Origin of the sequence: Nonomuraea monospora (assembly GCF_039531895.1) — a bacterium.
In the GTDB taxonomy this organism is placed as follows: domain Bacteria; phylum Actinomycetota; class Actinomycetes; order Streptosporangiales; family Streptosporangiaceae; genus Nonomuraea; species Nonomuraea monospora.
In genome coordinates, this window is sequence record NZ_BAAAQX010000025.1 from 55,244 (window position 1) to 69,451 (window position 14,208).

The following is a 14,208-nucleotide window of genomic DNA, read 5'->3' on the forward strand; positions in this document are numbered from 1 at the left end:
CCGGGCTGGGCGCGGGGGCCAGGTCGGGCACCGTCGAAGCGGGCAGGGCGGCGGCCACCGGGAGGAGGGCGGCGGCGTGGAGCAGGGAACGGCGGGAGAGGCGGGGGGTGTGCATGGTCAGCCTTTCAGACCGGTGTGCGCGAGCCCCTCGATGAACTGCCGCTGCGCCAGCACGAAGACGATCAGGATGGGCAGGGCCGTCATCGTGGCGGCGGAGAGCTGCACGTTCCACAGGGGCGAGCCGTAGGCGTCGACGAACTGGGTGAGCGCCTGCGGCAGGGTGAACTTCGACGGGGTGGACAGGAACACGATCGGTTCGAGGTAGAGGTTCCAGGAGTGCAGGAACGTGAAGATCGCGACCGCGCCGAGCGCGGGCCTGGCCAGCGGCAGCGCCACCCGGCAGAACGTGCCGAACCGGCCGAGCCCGTCCACCCTGGCGGCCTCCTCCAGCTCGCCGGGCAGCGTGATGAAGAACTGCCGCATGATGAACGTGGCCAGCACGCTGGGCGCGCCGAGGATCGGCACGAGGATCAGCGGCCAGTGCGTGTCGGTCATCCCCGCCGCGTGGAACAGCTGGAACAGCGGGACGATCGTCACCTCGCTGGGGATCAGCAGGCCGACGAGCACGACCAGGAAGAGCACGTTCTGCCCGGGGAAGCGGATGCGGGCGAAGGCGTAGCCGGCCATCGCGGCCACCGCCATCGTGCCGGCGGTGACCACGGCGGCGATGTAGAGGCTGTTGAGGTACTGCTGGCCGAACGGCTGCAGCTCGAAGACCCTGGCGTAGGTGGAGAAGTCGAACCTGGAGGGCACCAGCGCGGGCGGGAAGGCGAAGATGTCGCTGATCGGCTTGACCGACGAGGTGACCATCCACCAGGTCGGGAAGACGAACGGCACGCACAGCGCGCACAGCGCCGCGTACAGCGCGAGCTTGACCCTACGACTCATGGAAGACCCACTTCCGGCGCAGCCGCCACTGCAGCAGCGTCAGCGCCGCGACGATCAGGAACAGCAGGACCGACAGGGTGGCGCCGTAGCCGAGGTGCCTGAACTGGAAGGCCTGCTGGTACAGGTAGTAGACGAGGACGGTGGTGGACAGGCCGGGCCCGCCCTGGGTGAGCACCGCGATCTGGGCGAACACCTGCAGCGACCCGACCACGGTGATGATCGAGGTGAGCAGGATCGTCGGGCTGATCTGCGGCACCGTGATGCGCGTGAAGCGGGTCCAGGCGCCGGCGCCGTCGAGCTGCGCCGCCTCGTGGAGCTGGCGGGGCACGCCCTGCAGCGCGGCCAGGAACAGCACCATGTTGAGGCCGGCGTTCTTGACGACCTGGACGACGACGACCGACAGCAGGGCGGTGGTCTCGCCGCGCAGCCAGTTGGGGCCGTCCACGCCCGCCAGGCCGAGCAGGCCGTTGACGCCGCCGTCCTGCTGGAGCAGGAACTGCCAGACGATGGTCCAGGCGACGAGCGACACCAGCACCGGCGAGAAGAACAGGGTGCGGAAGAACGTGGTGCCGCGCAGCTTCTGGTCGAGCAGGACGGCCAGGGTGAGGGCGAGGGTCAGGTTGAGCGCGACCAGGCCGGCGGAGAACAGCGCGGTGCTGGTCAGCACCTGCCCCATGTTGGGGTCGGCGAGCAGCTTGGCGTAGTTGTCGCCGCCGGCGAAGTCGAACGTGCCCGCCAGCACGTTCCACTCCTGGAGGCTGTAGTAGAAGACCAGGCCGAGCGGCAGCAGGACGAACAGGGCGCTGCCGGCGAGCTGCGGCGAGATGAGCAGGTAGCCGACGAGGGCGTCGCGGCGGGGGATGGTCCAGAAGGGGCGGGCCCGGGTGGCGGCGCGGCCCGCCACCCGGTCGCCGAGATCGGTCGCCGTCACGTCACCCGCCCAGCAGCGGCTGGATCTTCGCGCACACGCCGTCGAGCACCGTCTTGACGTCCGCGCCTGGCTTCCACAGCGGGTCGAGCGCGGCCCTGGCGGTCTGGGCCAGCTCGGCCTGCCCGGTGTGGCTGGGCTTGACCACGCCCTTCTCGATGCCGTCGATCACCACTTCCTGGAGCTGGTCGCCGTTCAGCATGGGGCTGGTCCTGGCCATCGTTTCGGCGGTCAGCAGGGAGGAGCGGGCGGGCGGGAAGTAGGCGGCGAGCTTGGCGGAGTTGGCGGCGTTGGTGAAGTAGGCGAGGAAGTCGGCGGCCTGCTCGGCCCTGGGCGACTTCTTCAGCACGCCGATGCCCGCCTGGCCGATGACCGCGTACTCGCCCTTCGGCCCGGCGGGCAGCGGCACCAGGTCCCACTTGAAGGCGGCGTCCTCCAGCATGGCGGCGCGGGAGATCTGGGCGACGGCCATCGCGGTGTCGCCGGAGAAGAAGTCGACGGCGCTGCCGGGCCCCGGCATGGCCTTGTCCGTGAAGATCGACTTGTGCAGGAACGTCATAGCCTCGACCATCTCGGGGGCGTTGAACTGGCAGGTGCCGCCGTCGTCGCTCCACGCCTTGGCGCCCCAGCCCTGCCAGACGGTGGCGAGGTTGTCCCAGGCCTTGTAGTCGAAGTTGAGTATGGTCAGGCCGTTCCTGCCCTTCGCCGCGACCGCCTTGCCGATCTCATTGACGTGCTCCCAGTCCCACTGCCCGGCCTTGATCAGGTCGCGGGGCGCCTTCTGGCCCGCCTCCTTGACCAGGTCGGTGTTGACGAAGACGCCGAAGGGCGAGGTGGAGAACGGGTAGGCGTACAGCTCGCCGTCGCGCTCCCACAGCCGGGTGGCGGCGGGCACCAGCTCGCCCGCGTTCTCGATCCTGCTCTTGAGCGGGACGAGGGCGCCGGAGCCGACGAAGTCGGGGGCCGAGTTCTCCAGGATCCAGGCCAGGTCGGGGGCGTTGCCGCCGGCGATCTGGGTGGTGAGGGTGGTCGTGTAGTTCTCGAACGGGATGGGGTCGAAGGTGATCTCGCCGGTCTGCGGGTGTGACTTGCGGTATTCGGCGGCGATGTCCTTGAACAGCTTCAGGTGGGCCTCGTTGGAGGTCCAGATCGACATGCGCAGCGGCTGCGGGCCCTGCGCGGCCGGCGCCTCGCCGCCGCCGCACGCGGTGGCTGTGAGGAGGGCGGCCAGCGCGAGAGCGGCCAGGGGTGCTTTCATGGGGGGTTTCTCCTTCTCGCGTCAGTAGCCGGTGACGTCGGGCCAGCGCAGCTCCACGCCGTCGCGGACGAGCCGGTGCTGGTAGTCGGCCAGGAGCCGCTCGTCGGCGCGCACGGCGTGCGGCGTGGTGGCGCGGTCCAGGCAGAAGGCGGCGAGCGCGCCGGCCGCCTCGCCGACGTTCCACTCCACCGGGTGCAGGCGGTAGGCGCCGTTGGTGATGTGGGTGGTGCCGATGTTCTTGCCTGCGGGCAGCAGGTTGCCCATCCGCTGCGGGATCAGCGCGCCGAGGGGGATCTCGAACGGGGAGCAGGCGACGTCGATGTAGTTGTCGCCGCCGGTCGAGGGGTGCAGGTCGATGCGGTACATGCCGACGCCCACCGAGTCGTGGTAGGAGACGGCGCCCTTGTCGCCGCGCACCGCCACGGACAGGTCCTGCTCGGCGACGGTGGTCAGGGCCCTGATGCGCCGCGACTCGCGGATGTAGGGGGCCTGCGCGAGCCCGTCGGCGCTGCCGGTGACGTCGCCGCGCAGCCGCAGGCCCGGGTAGCCGGTGCCGCCGTCGTGGCGGGGCGCCTCGGTCTGCAGCCAGTACAGCACCGACCTGGACAGCTCGCGGGCCGCCGCCAGGTGACGGCCGGCGTCCGGCACGTCGATGACCGGCCCCTCCAGGTAGTCGATCATCGGCCAGTTGACGAGCGTGATGTCGCTCTCGTACGCGCCGGGCCGGAAGTTGCCGCGGGCGGCGATCCTGCGGAAGGTCCACAGGTTGCCGTCGCCGGGGTTGACCCGCTGGTCGGCCTCCACCAGGCGGGGGTCGTCGCCGGGATTGGGGGTGAAGGAACGCTCCACGATCTCCAGCGTCCGCGGGCTCGGGCAGCGCCACGACAGCAGCCGGTCGCCCCAGAAGGGCGGCTGGTAGGCGCGCCAGAAGTCGTAGGCGGCGGGCTTGTCAACGGTGTGGTCGCCGTCCACGTGGTCGATCGCGAAGCACACGGACACGGCCTGCATGTTCATCGGCTGCGCCACCGCGGGGGCGCTGGGCTCGCCGGTGTCGTCCTGCGCCTCGAAGCCGGTCACGTACTCGGCTCCGGCCAGGGGCAGCAGCTCGCCGGTCTCGGTGGCGTCCAGCACGTACGGCGCCACCGCGGTGATCTCGCCGCCCCCGTCGCGGTGCGCGAGCCGCACGGCCGTGACGCGGTCGCCGTCCACCTCGGCCCCGACCGGCCGGTACGGCTGCAGCACCCGCAACCGGCCCGACCCCCGGTAGGGGGCGAGCATCGCCTCGATGACCGCGACCGCGACCCTGGGCTCGTGGCACAGCTTGCTGACGTGCCCGGCGCCCGGGTTCAGCTCCCGCCACGCCCGCGCCCGCTCGGTGAGCGGGTAGTGGTCGCGGTAGTAGCGGCGGATGCCGTCGCGCAGCGCCCGGTAGCTCGCCGTGACGCCGAAGCGCTCCACCCAGGTGTGCTCGTCCGGCGGCACCGCCTGGCTGGTGAGCTGGCCGCCCAGCCAGTCGTACTCCTCGGTGAGCACCACCGAGCGCCCGGCCCGCAGCAGGGCCAGCGCGGCGGCCACGCCGCCCAGCCCGCCGCCGACGACCAGGGCGTCTGCCGATATCTCGATCAAAGGGGGTTACCTCTCGTGTGCTGGTGCCAGCGTCGAGCCTTCGACCAGCTCGCACGCCAGTAGTTCCTGCGGGGTGCCGCCGCGCTCCAGGACGCGGGTGAGCAGCTCGACGGCCCTGCGTCCCATCTCCCGCCTGGGGATGCGGAAGCCGGCGAAGTCGAGGTCGGTGGAGACGGGCCTGGTCGGCGCGCCGAGCGCGACGATGGACAGGTCGCGCGGCACGTCGAGGCCGCGGGCGCGGGCGGACTCGGCGATGGCCACGCCGTCGGCCAGCTCCTCGGCGAAGACCACGCTGGCCCCGCTGTCGAACAGCCCGCCGGCGCCAGGCAGGTGCAGCCCGTCCGCGCCGGCCGCGGCCACGCCCTCGGTGAAGCCGCGCAGCCGGTCGGCGTAGGACTCCGGGCCGCGGCCCGCCCCGACGTAGGCCATCCGGCGGTGCCCGAGCGCCGCCGCCCGCCCGACCAGCGCGCGCACGGCCGGCGGGTAGTCCGCGCCGACGTACGGCACCGGCCCGCCTGCGTCGTCGCGGCGGCCGACCGAGACGAACGGGATGCCCTCGGCCAGCAGCCTGGACAGGTCCTCGCTGTCGATGGTGCGGCCCAGCAGCACGCAGCCGTCGGCGAGCCTGATCCGGCTCTCGGCGCTGAAGATGCGCCGCCGCTCGCCCTGCTCGACCTTGGCGCTGGTGAACAGCAGCAGGTCGCAGCCGGCCTCCTCGGCGCACTCCTCGATGCCGACCAGGAACGGGTGGTAGAAGTCGGCGCTCTCGGCGGGGAAGACGGCCTCGTAGGTGAACACGCCGTAGATGCGGTTGCGGCGTTCGGCGAGCCGCCGGGCGGCCGGGTCGGCCACGTAGCCGGTCTCCCTGATCACCGCGAGCACGCGTTCGCGGGTCTCGGGCGAGATCCGCACCTCGCCGTCCGCCCTTCCGTTGAGCACCAGCGACACCGTCGTCTGGCTCACTCCGGCCATGCGCGCGATGTCCTGCTGCGTCAGCCGACGCCCGGAAGCACTCACTGCGTCTCTCACCTCGATAATGCGTATTAGTTCGGCAATTGTGAGACCGGACAGAACGGGACGTCAAGGGGTAATAGCTGAAGTAATTCGTATTAGCAGCGCCGGACCGCCCTCCGGGCGCCCGCCCGTCCGGACTCGCGACTTGACAGAACCTGTGTTCCTTTTGTTACGTAAGTGCGATCTTCCGCGCTCGTGCCGGGTTCACTCTTTGATCAGCTCTATCTCCCGTCTCATCCGAGGTGATCAGTGAAGAGGAGTCTGCTCCTCGCAGTGCTCGCGTCCGCGAGCCTGGCGCTCCCGTTAACCGCGACGCCGGCGAACGCCGAACCCGCCCGCCCGGACCGCTTCCAGCGCCTCGACGGCGCGTTCGGCTACGCCGGCTTCAAGCCGGCCGCGCTCGACCCCGCCCGGCAGCTCAAGGTTCTCATCCAGGTGGACGGCGACCCGGTCGGCGAGGCCGCGGCCGACGCCGCCGACGCGGGTGAGACCGTCGACCGGCCGGCCCTGCGCGCCGGGCTCCGCGACAGGCACCACGACGTCGAGGAGAAGGTCAAGGCGGAGGGCGGCACGGTCCTGTCCTCCTACACCGACACCTTCAACGGCATCGCCGCCTCCGTGCCGCGCCGCAGCCTGCCGGCGATCCAGCAGGCCCCCGGCGTCGTGTCGGTGCACCCGGTGCGCACGTTCAAGACGGACAACACCGCCGGGATCCCCTACATCGGCGCCCCGCAGGCCTGGCAGGACCTGGGCAGGACCGGCGCCGGCGTCAAGGTCGCGGTCATCGACACCGGCATCGACTACACGCACGCCAACTTCGGCGGCTCCGGCGACCCCGCCGCCTTCGCGGACAACGACGGCACCGTGATCGAGCCGGGCACCTTCCCGACCGCCAAGGTCATCGCCGGTTACGACCTCGTCGGCGACGCCTACGACGCCGGCGACCCCGCCTCGGTGCCGCGGCCCGACCCCGACCCGCTCGACTGCGACGGCCACGGCTCCCACGTGGCGGGCAGCTCGGCCGGCTCCGGGGTGAGCGCCGACGGCAAGACCTACCCCGGCCCCTACGACGCCACCACGCACACGCGGGCCTTCAAGGTCGGCCCCGGCGTCGCGCCGGCCGCCTCGCTGATGGCCTACCGCGTGTTCGGCTGCGCCGGCTCGGCCAGCGAGGACGTCATCGTCTCGGCCATGGAGCGGGCGCTGAAGGACGGCGCCGACGTCGTCAACATGTCGCTCGGCTCCCCCTACGGCCGCGAGGACGAGCCGTCCGCGCAGGCCGTGCGCACGCTCACCCGCGCCGGCGTGACCGTGGTCGCCTCGGCGGGCAATTCAGGGCAGAACGCCTACCTGGTGGGCGCGCCCGCCATCGCGCCGTCGGCCATCTCGGTCGCCGCCCTCGACGCCGCCCGCGCCGAGCTGCCCGCAGCGAAGATCTCCGCCGACGGCGCCGAGATCGTCGCGCAGAACTCCAACGAGGCGCCCCTGCCCTCCGGCAGCCTGCCCGTCGCGGTGCTGCGGACCAGCTACCCGTCCGGGCCGCTGTCGCTCGGCTGCGCCCCCGCCGACTACGCGGCCTACCCCGGCGGCGTGTCGGGCAAGCTGGTGATCACATTGCGCGGCACCTGCGCCCGGGTCAAGCGGGCGATACTCGGCCAGAAGGCCGGCGCCGCCGCGGTGGCCATGGTCAACACCGACGCCGCCTTCCCCGCGCTCGAAGGGCCGATCACCTCCGACCCGGACACCGGCGAGCAGTACACGGTCACCATCCCGTTCCTCGGCATCAGGAGCACCGACGGCGCCGCCGCCGCGAACCTGGACGGCAAGAGCAGCACGCTGACCGCGCTCACCGTGCCCAGCCCCGGCTACTCGCGGCTCGCCTCGTTCTCCTCCGGCGGCCCCGCCAACGTCAGCAGCGCGCTGCGGCCCGACGTGACCGCGCCCGGCGTGTCCGTGGTCTCCACCGGCGTGGGCACCGGCTCCGGCGCCGCGACGATCTCCGGCACCTCGATGGCCTCGCCGATGGTCGCCGGCGTCGCCGCGCTGGTCAAGCAGGCCCACCCGCGCTGGCGGCCCGACCGGATCAAGGCCGCGATCCTGAGCACCGCCGACGCCACGTCCAAGATCAGGGGCTACACCGCCAGGGTCGCCGGCTCCGGCGTCGTCGCCGCCCGGCAGGCGGTCGGCGCGTCCGTGATCGCCGAGGGCAGGGGCGGCTCCGCCAACCTGTCGTTCGGCCTGAAGCCGCTGACCGGCGCCTACCGGCAGAGCGAGAGCTTCACCATCCGCAACACCGGCAAGCGCGCCGTCACCTACGACCTGGCCGCCGCCTTCACCGGCGAGGCCTACGGCGCGCAGGTCACCGTCTCCCCCAGGACCGTGACCGTGGGCCGCGACAGCAGCCGCGACGTGCACGTCACGCTGTCGCTCAGCGCGCAGGCGGTCGCCGCGCTGCCCGCCGCCGAGACGTCCAACTTCGGCACGGTCGTGCACATCCAGGGCGCGGTCACCGCCACGCCCCGCGCCGCCGCCGAAGGCGTCAGCCCGCTGCGGGCCGCGTTCCTGCTCGTGCCCGACGCCCAGTCCGAGGTGCGCTCCGGCAAGCCCGGCACGTACACGCCGGCTGACGGCGGGCTCGCGACCTCCGTCCAGGTGCGCAACACCGGCGCGCACGCCGGCGCCGCCGACGTCTACGCCTGGGGCATCACGGACGCCGACGACGTCGAGGGCGCCGAGGACTCGATCGACGTCCGCGCGGCGGGCGTCCAGACGCTGCCCGGCCCCGCTCTCGGCGGCGCCGACACCGACCGGGCGCTGGTCTTCGCGGTCAACACCTCAGGACGCTGGTCCAACGCGGCGACCGGCGAGTTCGACGTCGCCATCGACTCCACCGGCGACGGGACGCCCGACCACTACCTGGTCGGCGCGGACTACGGCCTGGTCACCACGGGCGACCTCGACGGGCGGTTCGCCACGTTCGTCTTCAAGGCCGACGGGACGCTCGTGGACGCCTGGATCGCCACCGCCCCGATGAACGGCGGCACGCTGCTCATACCGGTCCTCGCCTCCGAGGTGGGGCTGGCCGAGGGGGCGTCGCGGTTCACCTACTCGGTGGCCGGCTTCTCGCAGGTGCCGGACGGGCTCGTGGACGAGACCGAGGCTGCGGTGTTCGACGCCTTCGCGCCTGCGGTCTCGACGGGCGCGTACGTGCCGCTCGCTCCTGGCGCCTCGGCCGCCGTCCCGCTCACCGTCGACCCGGCGCGGCTCGCCGCCACCCCGGCGAAGGGCTGGCTCGTCGTCAGCCTGGACGACCGGAGCGGGCGCGACGAAGCCGACCAGGTCGCTCTCGGCCGCCTGCCGACCGTCCAGCCCTGACGGCTGTGCGGCCCTGACGGCTGTGCGGTCCTGATGGTCGTGCGGTCCTGATGGTCGTGCGGCTCTTCGGCGGCTGTTCGGCTCTGGCGGCCATGACCACGCGCGGGCGCTCATCCCTGGCTTTCAGGGGTGGGTGCCCGTCGTGCGTTCACCCCGCGTCGCGGTAGGCCGACGCCGGGATGTGCCCGTTCAGCCGCAGCCCGGCCCCCGGGCTGGTCTCGATGGTCAGGCTGCCGCCGATGGCCCCCAGCCGGTCGTACATGTTGGTGATGCCGTGCCCGGTCCGGATCAGCGCGGGATGGCACCCGATCCCGGTGTCGGCGAAGTCGAAGCAGAGCCCGTCCCGCTCCCGCAGATCGATGGTGACGGCGGCCTGCTCCCCCGCGTGCTTGCTGGCGTTCTGCAGGGCCTCCAGCAGGCAGAAGTAGATGTTGATCTCGATCTCGGGCGGGTAGCGCCCGAGATCGGTGGCCCGCACCTCGGTGGGGATCGGCGCGTGCTGAGCGGCGGCCCGCAGCGCCGCCTCCAGCCCCGACTCGGCGAGCTGCGGCGGATAGATGCCGTGCGCGAGGTCCCGCAACTCGGCCTGCGCCTCGCTGAGGTCGCGGGAGAGCTGGCCGAGCACGGGAACCGCCTGCGCAGGATCGCTCTCCATCAGCCGCTGGGCCACCCTCGACTGCACGGCCGCCGCGACGAGCCGCTGCTGGGCGCCGTCGTGCAGGTTCCGCTCGATCTGGCGGCGCTCCCTGTCGGCCGCCGCGACCAGGCGGGCACGCGACTCCTGCAGCGCCTCCGCCCTGGCCACCAGCAGCACGTGGTTGTGCCAGGCCAGGTAGGAGGCCCGGGTCAGGCCCAGCACCACCAGGGCGATGACGACGGTGGCGACCAGCCAGCCGGGGGCGTTCTCGAACCCGGCGCCGGGGGCCAGCCGCCCGGCGAGGGTGACGGCGACCGCGGCGGCCACCGTACAGGCCATGACGACCTTGAAGCGCCGCCGCGGCAGGAACGCCACCGACAGCAGCACCGGCGACACGCACACCAGCGTCGCGTACGGCAGGGCGGCCGGGATCAGCGCGGTCAGCGTCAGCGCGTACCCCCAGGTGATGCCCGCCGACAGGCCGATGGCGTGGTCGATGCGGTGCCGCTTGACGACCCGCAGTGCCGCCATGACCAGCAGGATCACCGTGACGCAGCCGGCGGCCAGGGCGAGCAGCCAGAGCTTGTGCACGCCGGTGAAGGCGGCGGTGGCGACCGCGCCCGCGCCGAGCGCCACGCCCATGATCGCCCACAGGCCGGTGACGATGTACTGGTGGGGGTGCGGGTGGGTGCTGCGTTGCAGGCTCGTGTAGAGCCGGGCGATGAGGTGCCAGACGGCGTGCAGCGCGTCGCGCAGGGCGCCGCCCCGCTCCTGCCGGGAACGCTCCACGCCGGCGCTCTCCAGCGCGGAGCGCGGCAGGTGCCCGTGCAGGCGCAGGCCGCCGCCCGGCCGGGTGTCGATGTGGAGGGTGCCGCCGATGGCGCCCAGCCGGTCGTTCATGTTGATCATGCCGGTGCCGGTGTGGACGACGTCGGGGTGGCAGCCCGCGCCGGTGTCGCGGAAGTCGAAGGACAGGCCGTTGCGGTCCAGGAGGGTGATGACGGCCGTGGCCCGCTCCCCCGCGTGCTTGACCGCGTTGCGCAGCGCCTCCAGCAGGCAGAAGTAGATGTTGATCTCGATCTCGGGCGGGTAGCGGCCGACGCCCGTCGCGTGCACCTGGGTGGGGATGGGGGCGTGCTGGGCGGCCGCGCGCAGCGCCGTCTCCAGGCCGTACTGGCCGAGCTGCGGCGGGTAGATGCCGTGCGCCAGGCCGCGCAGCTCCGCGCTGGCCTCCTGGAGGTCGTCCGACAGGCGGGACAGCAGCGGGCCCGCCTGCCCGGGGTCGTCGTCGAGCAGGCAGCGGGCCTGCCGCGCCTGTTCGGCGGCGGCGGCCAGGCGCTGCTGCGCGCCCTCGTGCAGGTTGCGCTCGATCTGGCAGCGCTCGCGGTCGGCCGCCGCGACCAGCCGGGCGCGCGACTCGCGCAGCGCCTCCGCCCTGGCGACCAGCATGCCGTGGTTCTGCCACGCGGCCAGCGACACCAGGATCGTGATGAACGGGATGAACACGATCGCCAGCGCGTCGGCGACCGACTTCGGCACCAGCCGCTCCAGCCCCACCCCCGGCGTCAGGCTGCCGACGACGACCAGCACCGTGCCGACCAGCATCGTCGCGCCGAGCATGGCCGACAGCCGCTCGTGGTTCATGTGCTGCACGGCGACCAGCACCGGCAGCAGCACCGCCAGCGTCAGCGTGGCCAGCGCGAACGGCACCACCGAGGTGACGGCCACCGCCACGATCCAGTTGGACAGCGCGAAGACCACGACCGCGGCGAACCGCCGGTAGCTGTGGATCAGGTGGATGGCACGCAGCAGGAACGCCGCCATGGTGAGCAGCAGCGCGACGATGACCAGCAGCCAGCCCTCACGCCGTACGCCCACCCACAGCGCCGCGATCCAGACGGCGGCCACCACGACGCCGATCAGGTCGGCCTGGATGTAGGTGCGCAGCCGCTCCCACTCCGGCGCCCCGATCTCGATGATCTCGTGCCCCCGCAGGCCGGTTAAGACTCTGCGCGCCCCCCGTCGCTCCACAACGCCTCCAGTTCGTCGGGGCCGAAGCGGTCCTTGTGCCGATAATGGGCCCCCATCACCATCGCGTCACGAGGCAGATCCTCTGTGTTGTTGACCGACAGCAGCACCACCGTGACGTCCGGATGCCCGCACCTGATCCGCCGGGCGGCCTCCAGCCCGCCCATGCCGGGCATGTTCACGTCCATCAGCACCATCCCGACCGTGTGGGCCGCCAGGAAGTCGAGCGCCTCCTCGCCGCTGGTGGCCTCCCCCGCCAGCACGAACCCGTCCACCACGGCGATCACGCCGGCCACGGCCCGGCGGAACGACGGCAGGTCGTCCACCACCAGAACGCGCACGAGCTGTTGGTCCACAAGCTGATCGTCGCATTCGAGCGCCGCCGTGTCGGTGGTGCCACCATCACTATCGGGCCGGTTTTCCGGCCTCACTCAGGCGGGGAACCCGAGTCCAGGAACATCAGCACCGCCTTGACCCGCCGGTTGGTGTCGCGGTCGCCGCGCAGGCCGAGCTTGACGAAGATGGAGTTGATGTACTTCTCGACCGCGCGCTCGGAGACGTTGAACGCGGTCGCGATGGCCAGGTTCGACCGTCCGGCGGCGACCTCGGCCAGGGTCTCGCGCTCGCGCGGCGTCAGGTGCCGCAGCAGGCCGGCGTCGTTGCGCGCCTTGGCCGACACCAGCGACTCCACCACCACCGGATCGATGAACGAGCCGCCGAACGCGACCGTGCGCACCGCCGAGATCAGCTCGCCGGGCGCGGCGATGCGCTCCTTGAGCAGGTAGCCGCGCCTGCTGCTGCCCTGCTCGATCAGGGCCAGCAGGTACGTCGGATCGAGGAACTGCGACAGCACCAGCACGGCCACGTCCGGATGGCTGGCCCGCAGCGCCGTGGCCGCCCTGATGCCCTCGTCGCTCATCGTCGGCGGCATGCGGATGTCGGTGACGACGACGTCGGGCTTCTGCCGGCCGACGCACTCCATCAGCGCCTCGTAGCCCGAGCAGACGCCGACGACCTCGGCCCCGGACTCGGTCGCGATGAGGGCCTCGATGCCGGCCCGCACCAGCAGGTGGTCCTCGGCGATCACCACCCGGAAGGACGTCACGTGCCAAACGTTAGCCCGCCGCCCCCATGCGCTCAACGGCTGTGCTCGACGGCTGTGCTCGACGGCTGTGCTCGACGGCTGTGCTCGACGGGTGCGGAAAACCGAACCACCGACTCGGAAGCCAGCTTTATCGCTGAAATAGCGGGGGCGGCGCAAACTGGCCCTATCAGCAGACGACCTGCGAACGGATATGAGGGGTTCCACAACGACAAAGACGGAGGGGGAGCGGTGACCGAAATGCTTCAGCGAGTATCGCGATTCAGGTCCTACGTCAGCGAGCTGCTGGCGCGCGCCGACCGGGCGTTGTGCGCGGACCAGGACGAGCGGGCCCGCCGGTACGGGTGGACGGTCACCAGGACGGGGTTCGGCTCCCGGCGGTATCGCGACCCGCGCTTCGACGCGCTCAAGGCGGCCCGCCTGCGCGAACTGCGCCCCGCCGGGGAGCGGTCGGCCGTAGGAGATGATCGACATGTTCCCGCGTAATCTCCGGCACAACCCGTACGCGCCGGTCGAGCCCCTGCTCATGCGGCAGGGGCCGGGCCTGGTCACGCGGCTGTGGCGGTGGCGTACGGAGATCGTGCTGCTCGCCCTCGCGGCCGGGGCGGCGCTCGCGTTCGTGTCCGCCATGGGACAGGGGATGTGGTGGGCGACGGCCGCGCTGGCGGGCACGGTCTGCGTGCCCGCCGCGGTGCCGGCCGGGCGGAAATGGATTCGGCGGCGCTTCTGGTGCCTGTTCTCCCGGCACCGGATCCAGCGGGTGTGCGCGCAGACGTCCATGCACACCCGCAAAGGCAGAATTCCGCTGATCCTCTGGATAACGCCTGCCGACTTCGGGGAAAGGGCGTTCATTCTGCTCCGGGCGGGGATTTGCGCCGACGACTTCGAGGCGTTCGGCGCGGAAATAGCGGCGGCCTGCTGCGCGGCTTCCGTCCGGGTGCGGCGGCACCCGCGCAGGGCCCACTTCGTCACGGTGGACATCGTGCGCCGGGACGCGGAGGACGCCGCGCTCAGATCGGGGACGGACGACGACGCGTTCAGAGCGGGCACGGAGAACGACGAGCTGGGGGCGGGGACGTGGGGCGACGGCGGGCAGGGCGGTGCGAGCCGCCCGCTGGAGAGGCTGGCCGGTTAGACCCCGCCCCATCCACCTGGGCGGACGAGGCTCACGCCACCCGAGCCTGCCGCCCTTCGAAGCCTCAGGGCGTACCGGGGCCACCGGGCCGCCCCGGCCCTGGGGCTCCGGCCACCCGGACGGGTGCGACTTCGTCCGGGTGGCCGGCGTTCGCGCA

11 protein-coding genes are annotated in these 14,208 nt (G+C 72.2%); 3 read left to right on the top strand and 8 right to left on the bottom strand.

Annotated elements, in window-relative coordinates:
- Positions 1–117: 117 nt before the first annotated feature.
- Genes ABD331_RS38000 through ABD331_RS38020 form a run of 5 tightly spaced genes read right to left on the bottom strand, consistent with a single transcriptional unit; the run spans position 118 to position 5,777 of the window.
- Positions 118–948 (bottom strand): carbohydrate ABC transporter permease, encoded by an 831-nt coding sequence (locus tag ABD331_RS38000; RefSeq protein WP_344486274.1) that lies wholly within the window; start codon positions 946–948, stop codon positions 118–120.
- Entirely contained in the window at positions 938–1,879 is a 942-nt protein-coding gene (locus ABD331_RS38005; protein WP_344486277.1) for a carbohydrate ABC transporter permease, read from the bottom strand. Before ABD331_RS38005 ends, ABD331_RS38000 begins: the two co-directional genes overlap by 11 nt.
- 1 nt (position 1,880) lies before the next feature.
- The gene (locus ABD331_RS38010; RefSeq protein WP_344486280.1) at positions 1,881–3,134 is read right to left on the bottom strand and encodes an ABC transporter substrate-binding protein; all 1,254 of its coding nucleotides are present in this window, start codon (positions 3,132–3,134) and stop codon (positions 1,881–1,883) included.
- A gap of 21 nt (positions 3,135–3,155) precedes the next feature.
- A complete protein-coding gene (locus ABD331_RS38015; protein ID WP_344486283.1) occupies positions 3,156–4,760 on the bottom strand; it encodes an FAD-dependent oxidoreductase in 1,605 nt (534 codons plus the stop codon).
- Between the two features lie 6 nt (positions 4,761–4,766).
- Positions 4,767–5,777 carry a LacI family DNA-binding transcriptional regulator gene (locus ABD331_RS38020; protein WP_344486286.1) on the bottom strand — a complete coding sequence of 337 codons (1,011 nt, stop codon included), beginning with the start codon at positions 5,775–5,777 and terminating at the stop codon, positions 4,767–4,769.
- A gap of 246 nt (positions 5,778–6,023) precedes the next feature.
- Between ABD331_RS38020 and ABD331_RS38025 the strand changes: the two genes are divergently transcribed.
- On the top strand, positions 6,024–9,149 hold the full coding sequence (locus ABD331_RS38025; protein ID WP_344486290.1) for a S8 family serine peptidase: 3,126 nt from the start codon (positions 6,024–6,026) through the stop codon (positions 9,147–9,149).
- Between the two features lie 148 nt (positions 9,150–9,297).
- Here ABD331_RS38025 and ABD331_RS38030 read toward each other — a convergent pair whose 3' ends face one another.
- The 3 genes from ABD331_RS38030 to ABD331_RS38040 form a co-directional block, all read right to left on the bottom strand.
- Complete coding sequence (locus ABD331_RS38030; protein ID WP_344486293.1) at positions 9,298–11,817, bottom strand: sensor histidine kinase; 2,520 nt, start codon at positions 11,815–11,817, stop codon at positions 9,298–9,300.
- Complete coding sequence (locus ABD331_RS38035; RefSeq protein WP_344486296.1) at positions 11,787–12,170, bottom strand: response regulator; 384 nt, start codon at positions 12,168–12,170, stop codon at positions 11,787–11,789. The genes ABD331_RS38030 and ABD331_RS38035 overlap by 31 nt, the downstream gene beginning before the upstream one ends.
- A 71-nt stretch (positions 12,171–12,241) precedes the next feature.
- Positions 12,242–12,919 carry a response regulator transcription factor gene (locus ABD331_RS38040; RefSeq protein ID WP_344486299.1) on the bottom strand — a complete coding sequence of 226 codons (678 nt, stop codon included), beginning with the start codon at positions 12,917–12,919 and terminating at the stop codon, positions 12,242–12,244.
- 228 nt (positions 12,920–13,147) lie between these two features.
- Between ABD331_RS38040 and ABD331_RS38045 the strand changes: the two genes are divergently transcribed.
- A complete protein-coding gene (locus ABD331_RS38045; protein WP_344486302.1) occupies positions 13,148–13,402 on the top strand; it encodes a hypothetical protein in 255 nt (84 codons plus the stop codon).
- Positions 13,389–14,051: a hypothetical protein gene (locus ABD331_RS38050; RefSeq protein WP_344486306.1), complete on the top strand. Its 663-nt coding sequence runs from the start codon at positions 13,389–13,391 to the stop codon at positions 14,049–14,051. Before ABD331_RS38045 ends, ABD331_RS38050 begins: the two co-directional genes overlap by 14 nt.
- Positions 14,052–14,208: the final 157 nt, after the last annotated feature.

Coding starts and splice junctions, on each gene's coding strand:
- ABD331_RS38000 (WP_344486274.1), bottom strand. CDS start 948: ATGAGTCGTAGGGTCAAGCTCGCGCTGTACGCGGCGCTGTGCGCGCTG.
- ABD331_RS38010 (WP_344486280.1), bottom strand. CDS start 3,134: ATGAAAGCACCCCTGGCCGCTCTCGCGCTGGCCGCCCTCCTCACAGCC.
- ABD331_RS38050 (WP_344486306.1), top strand. CDS start 13,389: ATGTTCCCGCGTAATCTCCGGCACAACCCGTACGCGCCGGTCGAGCCC.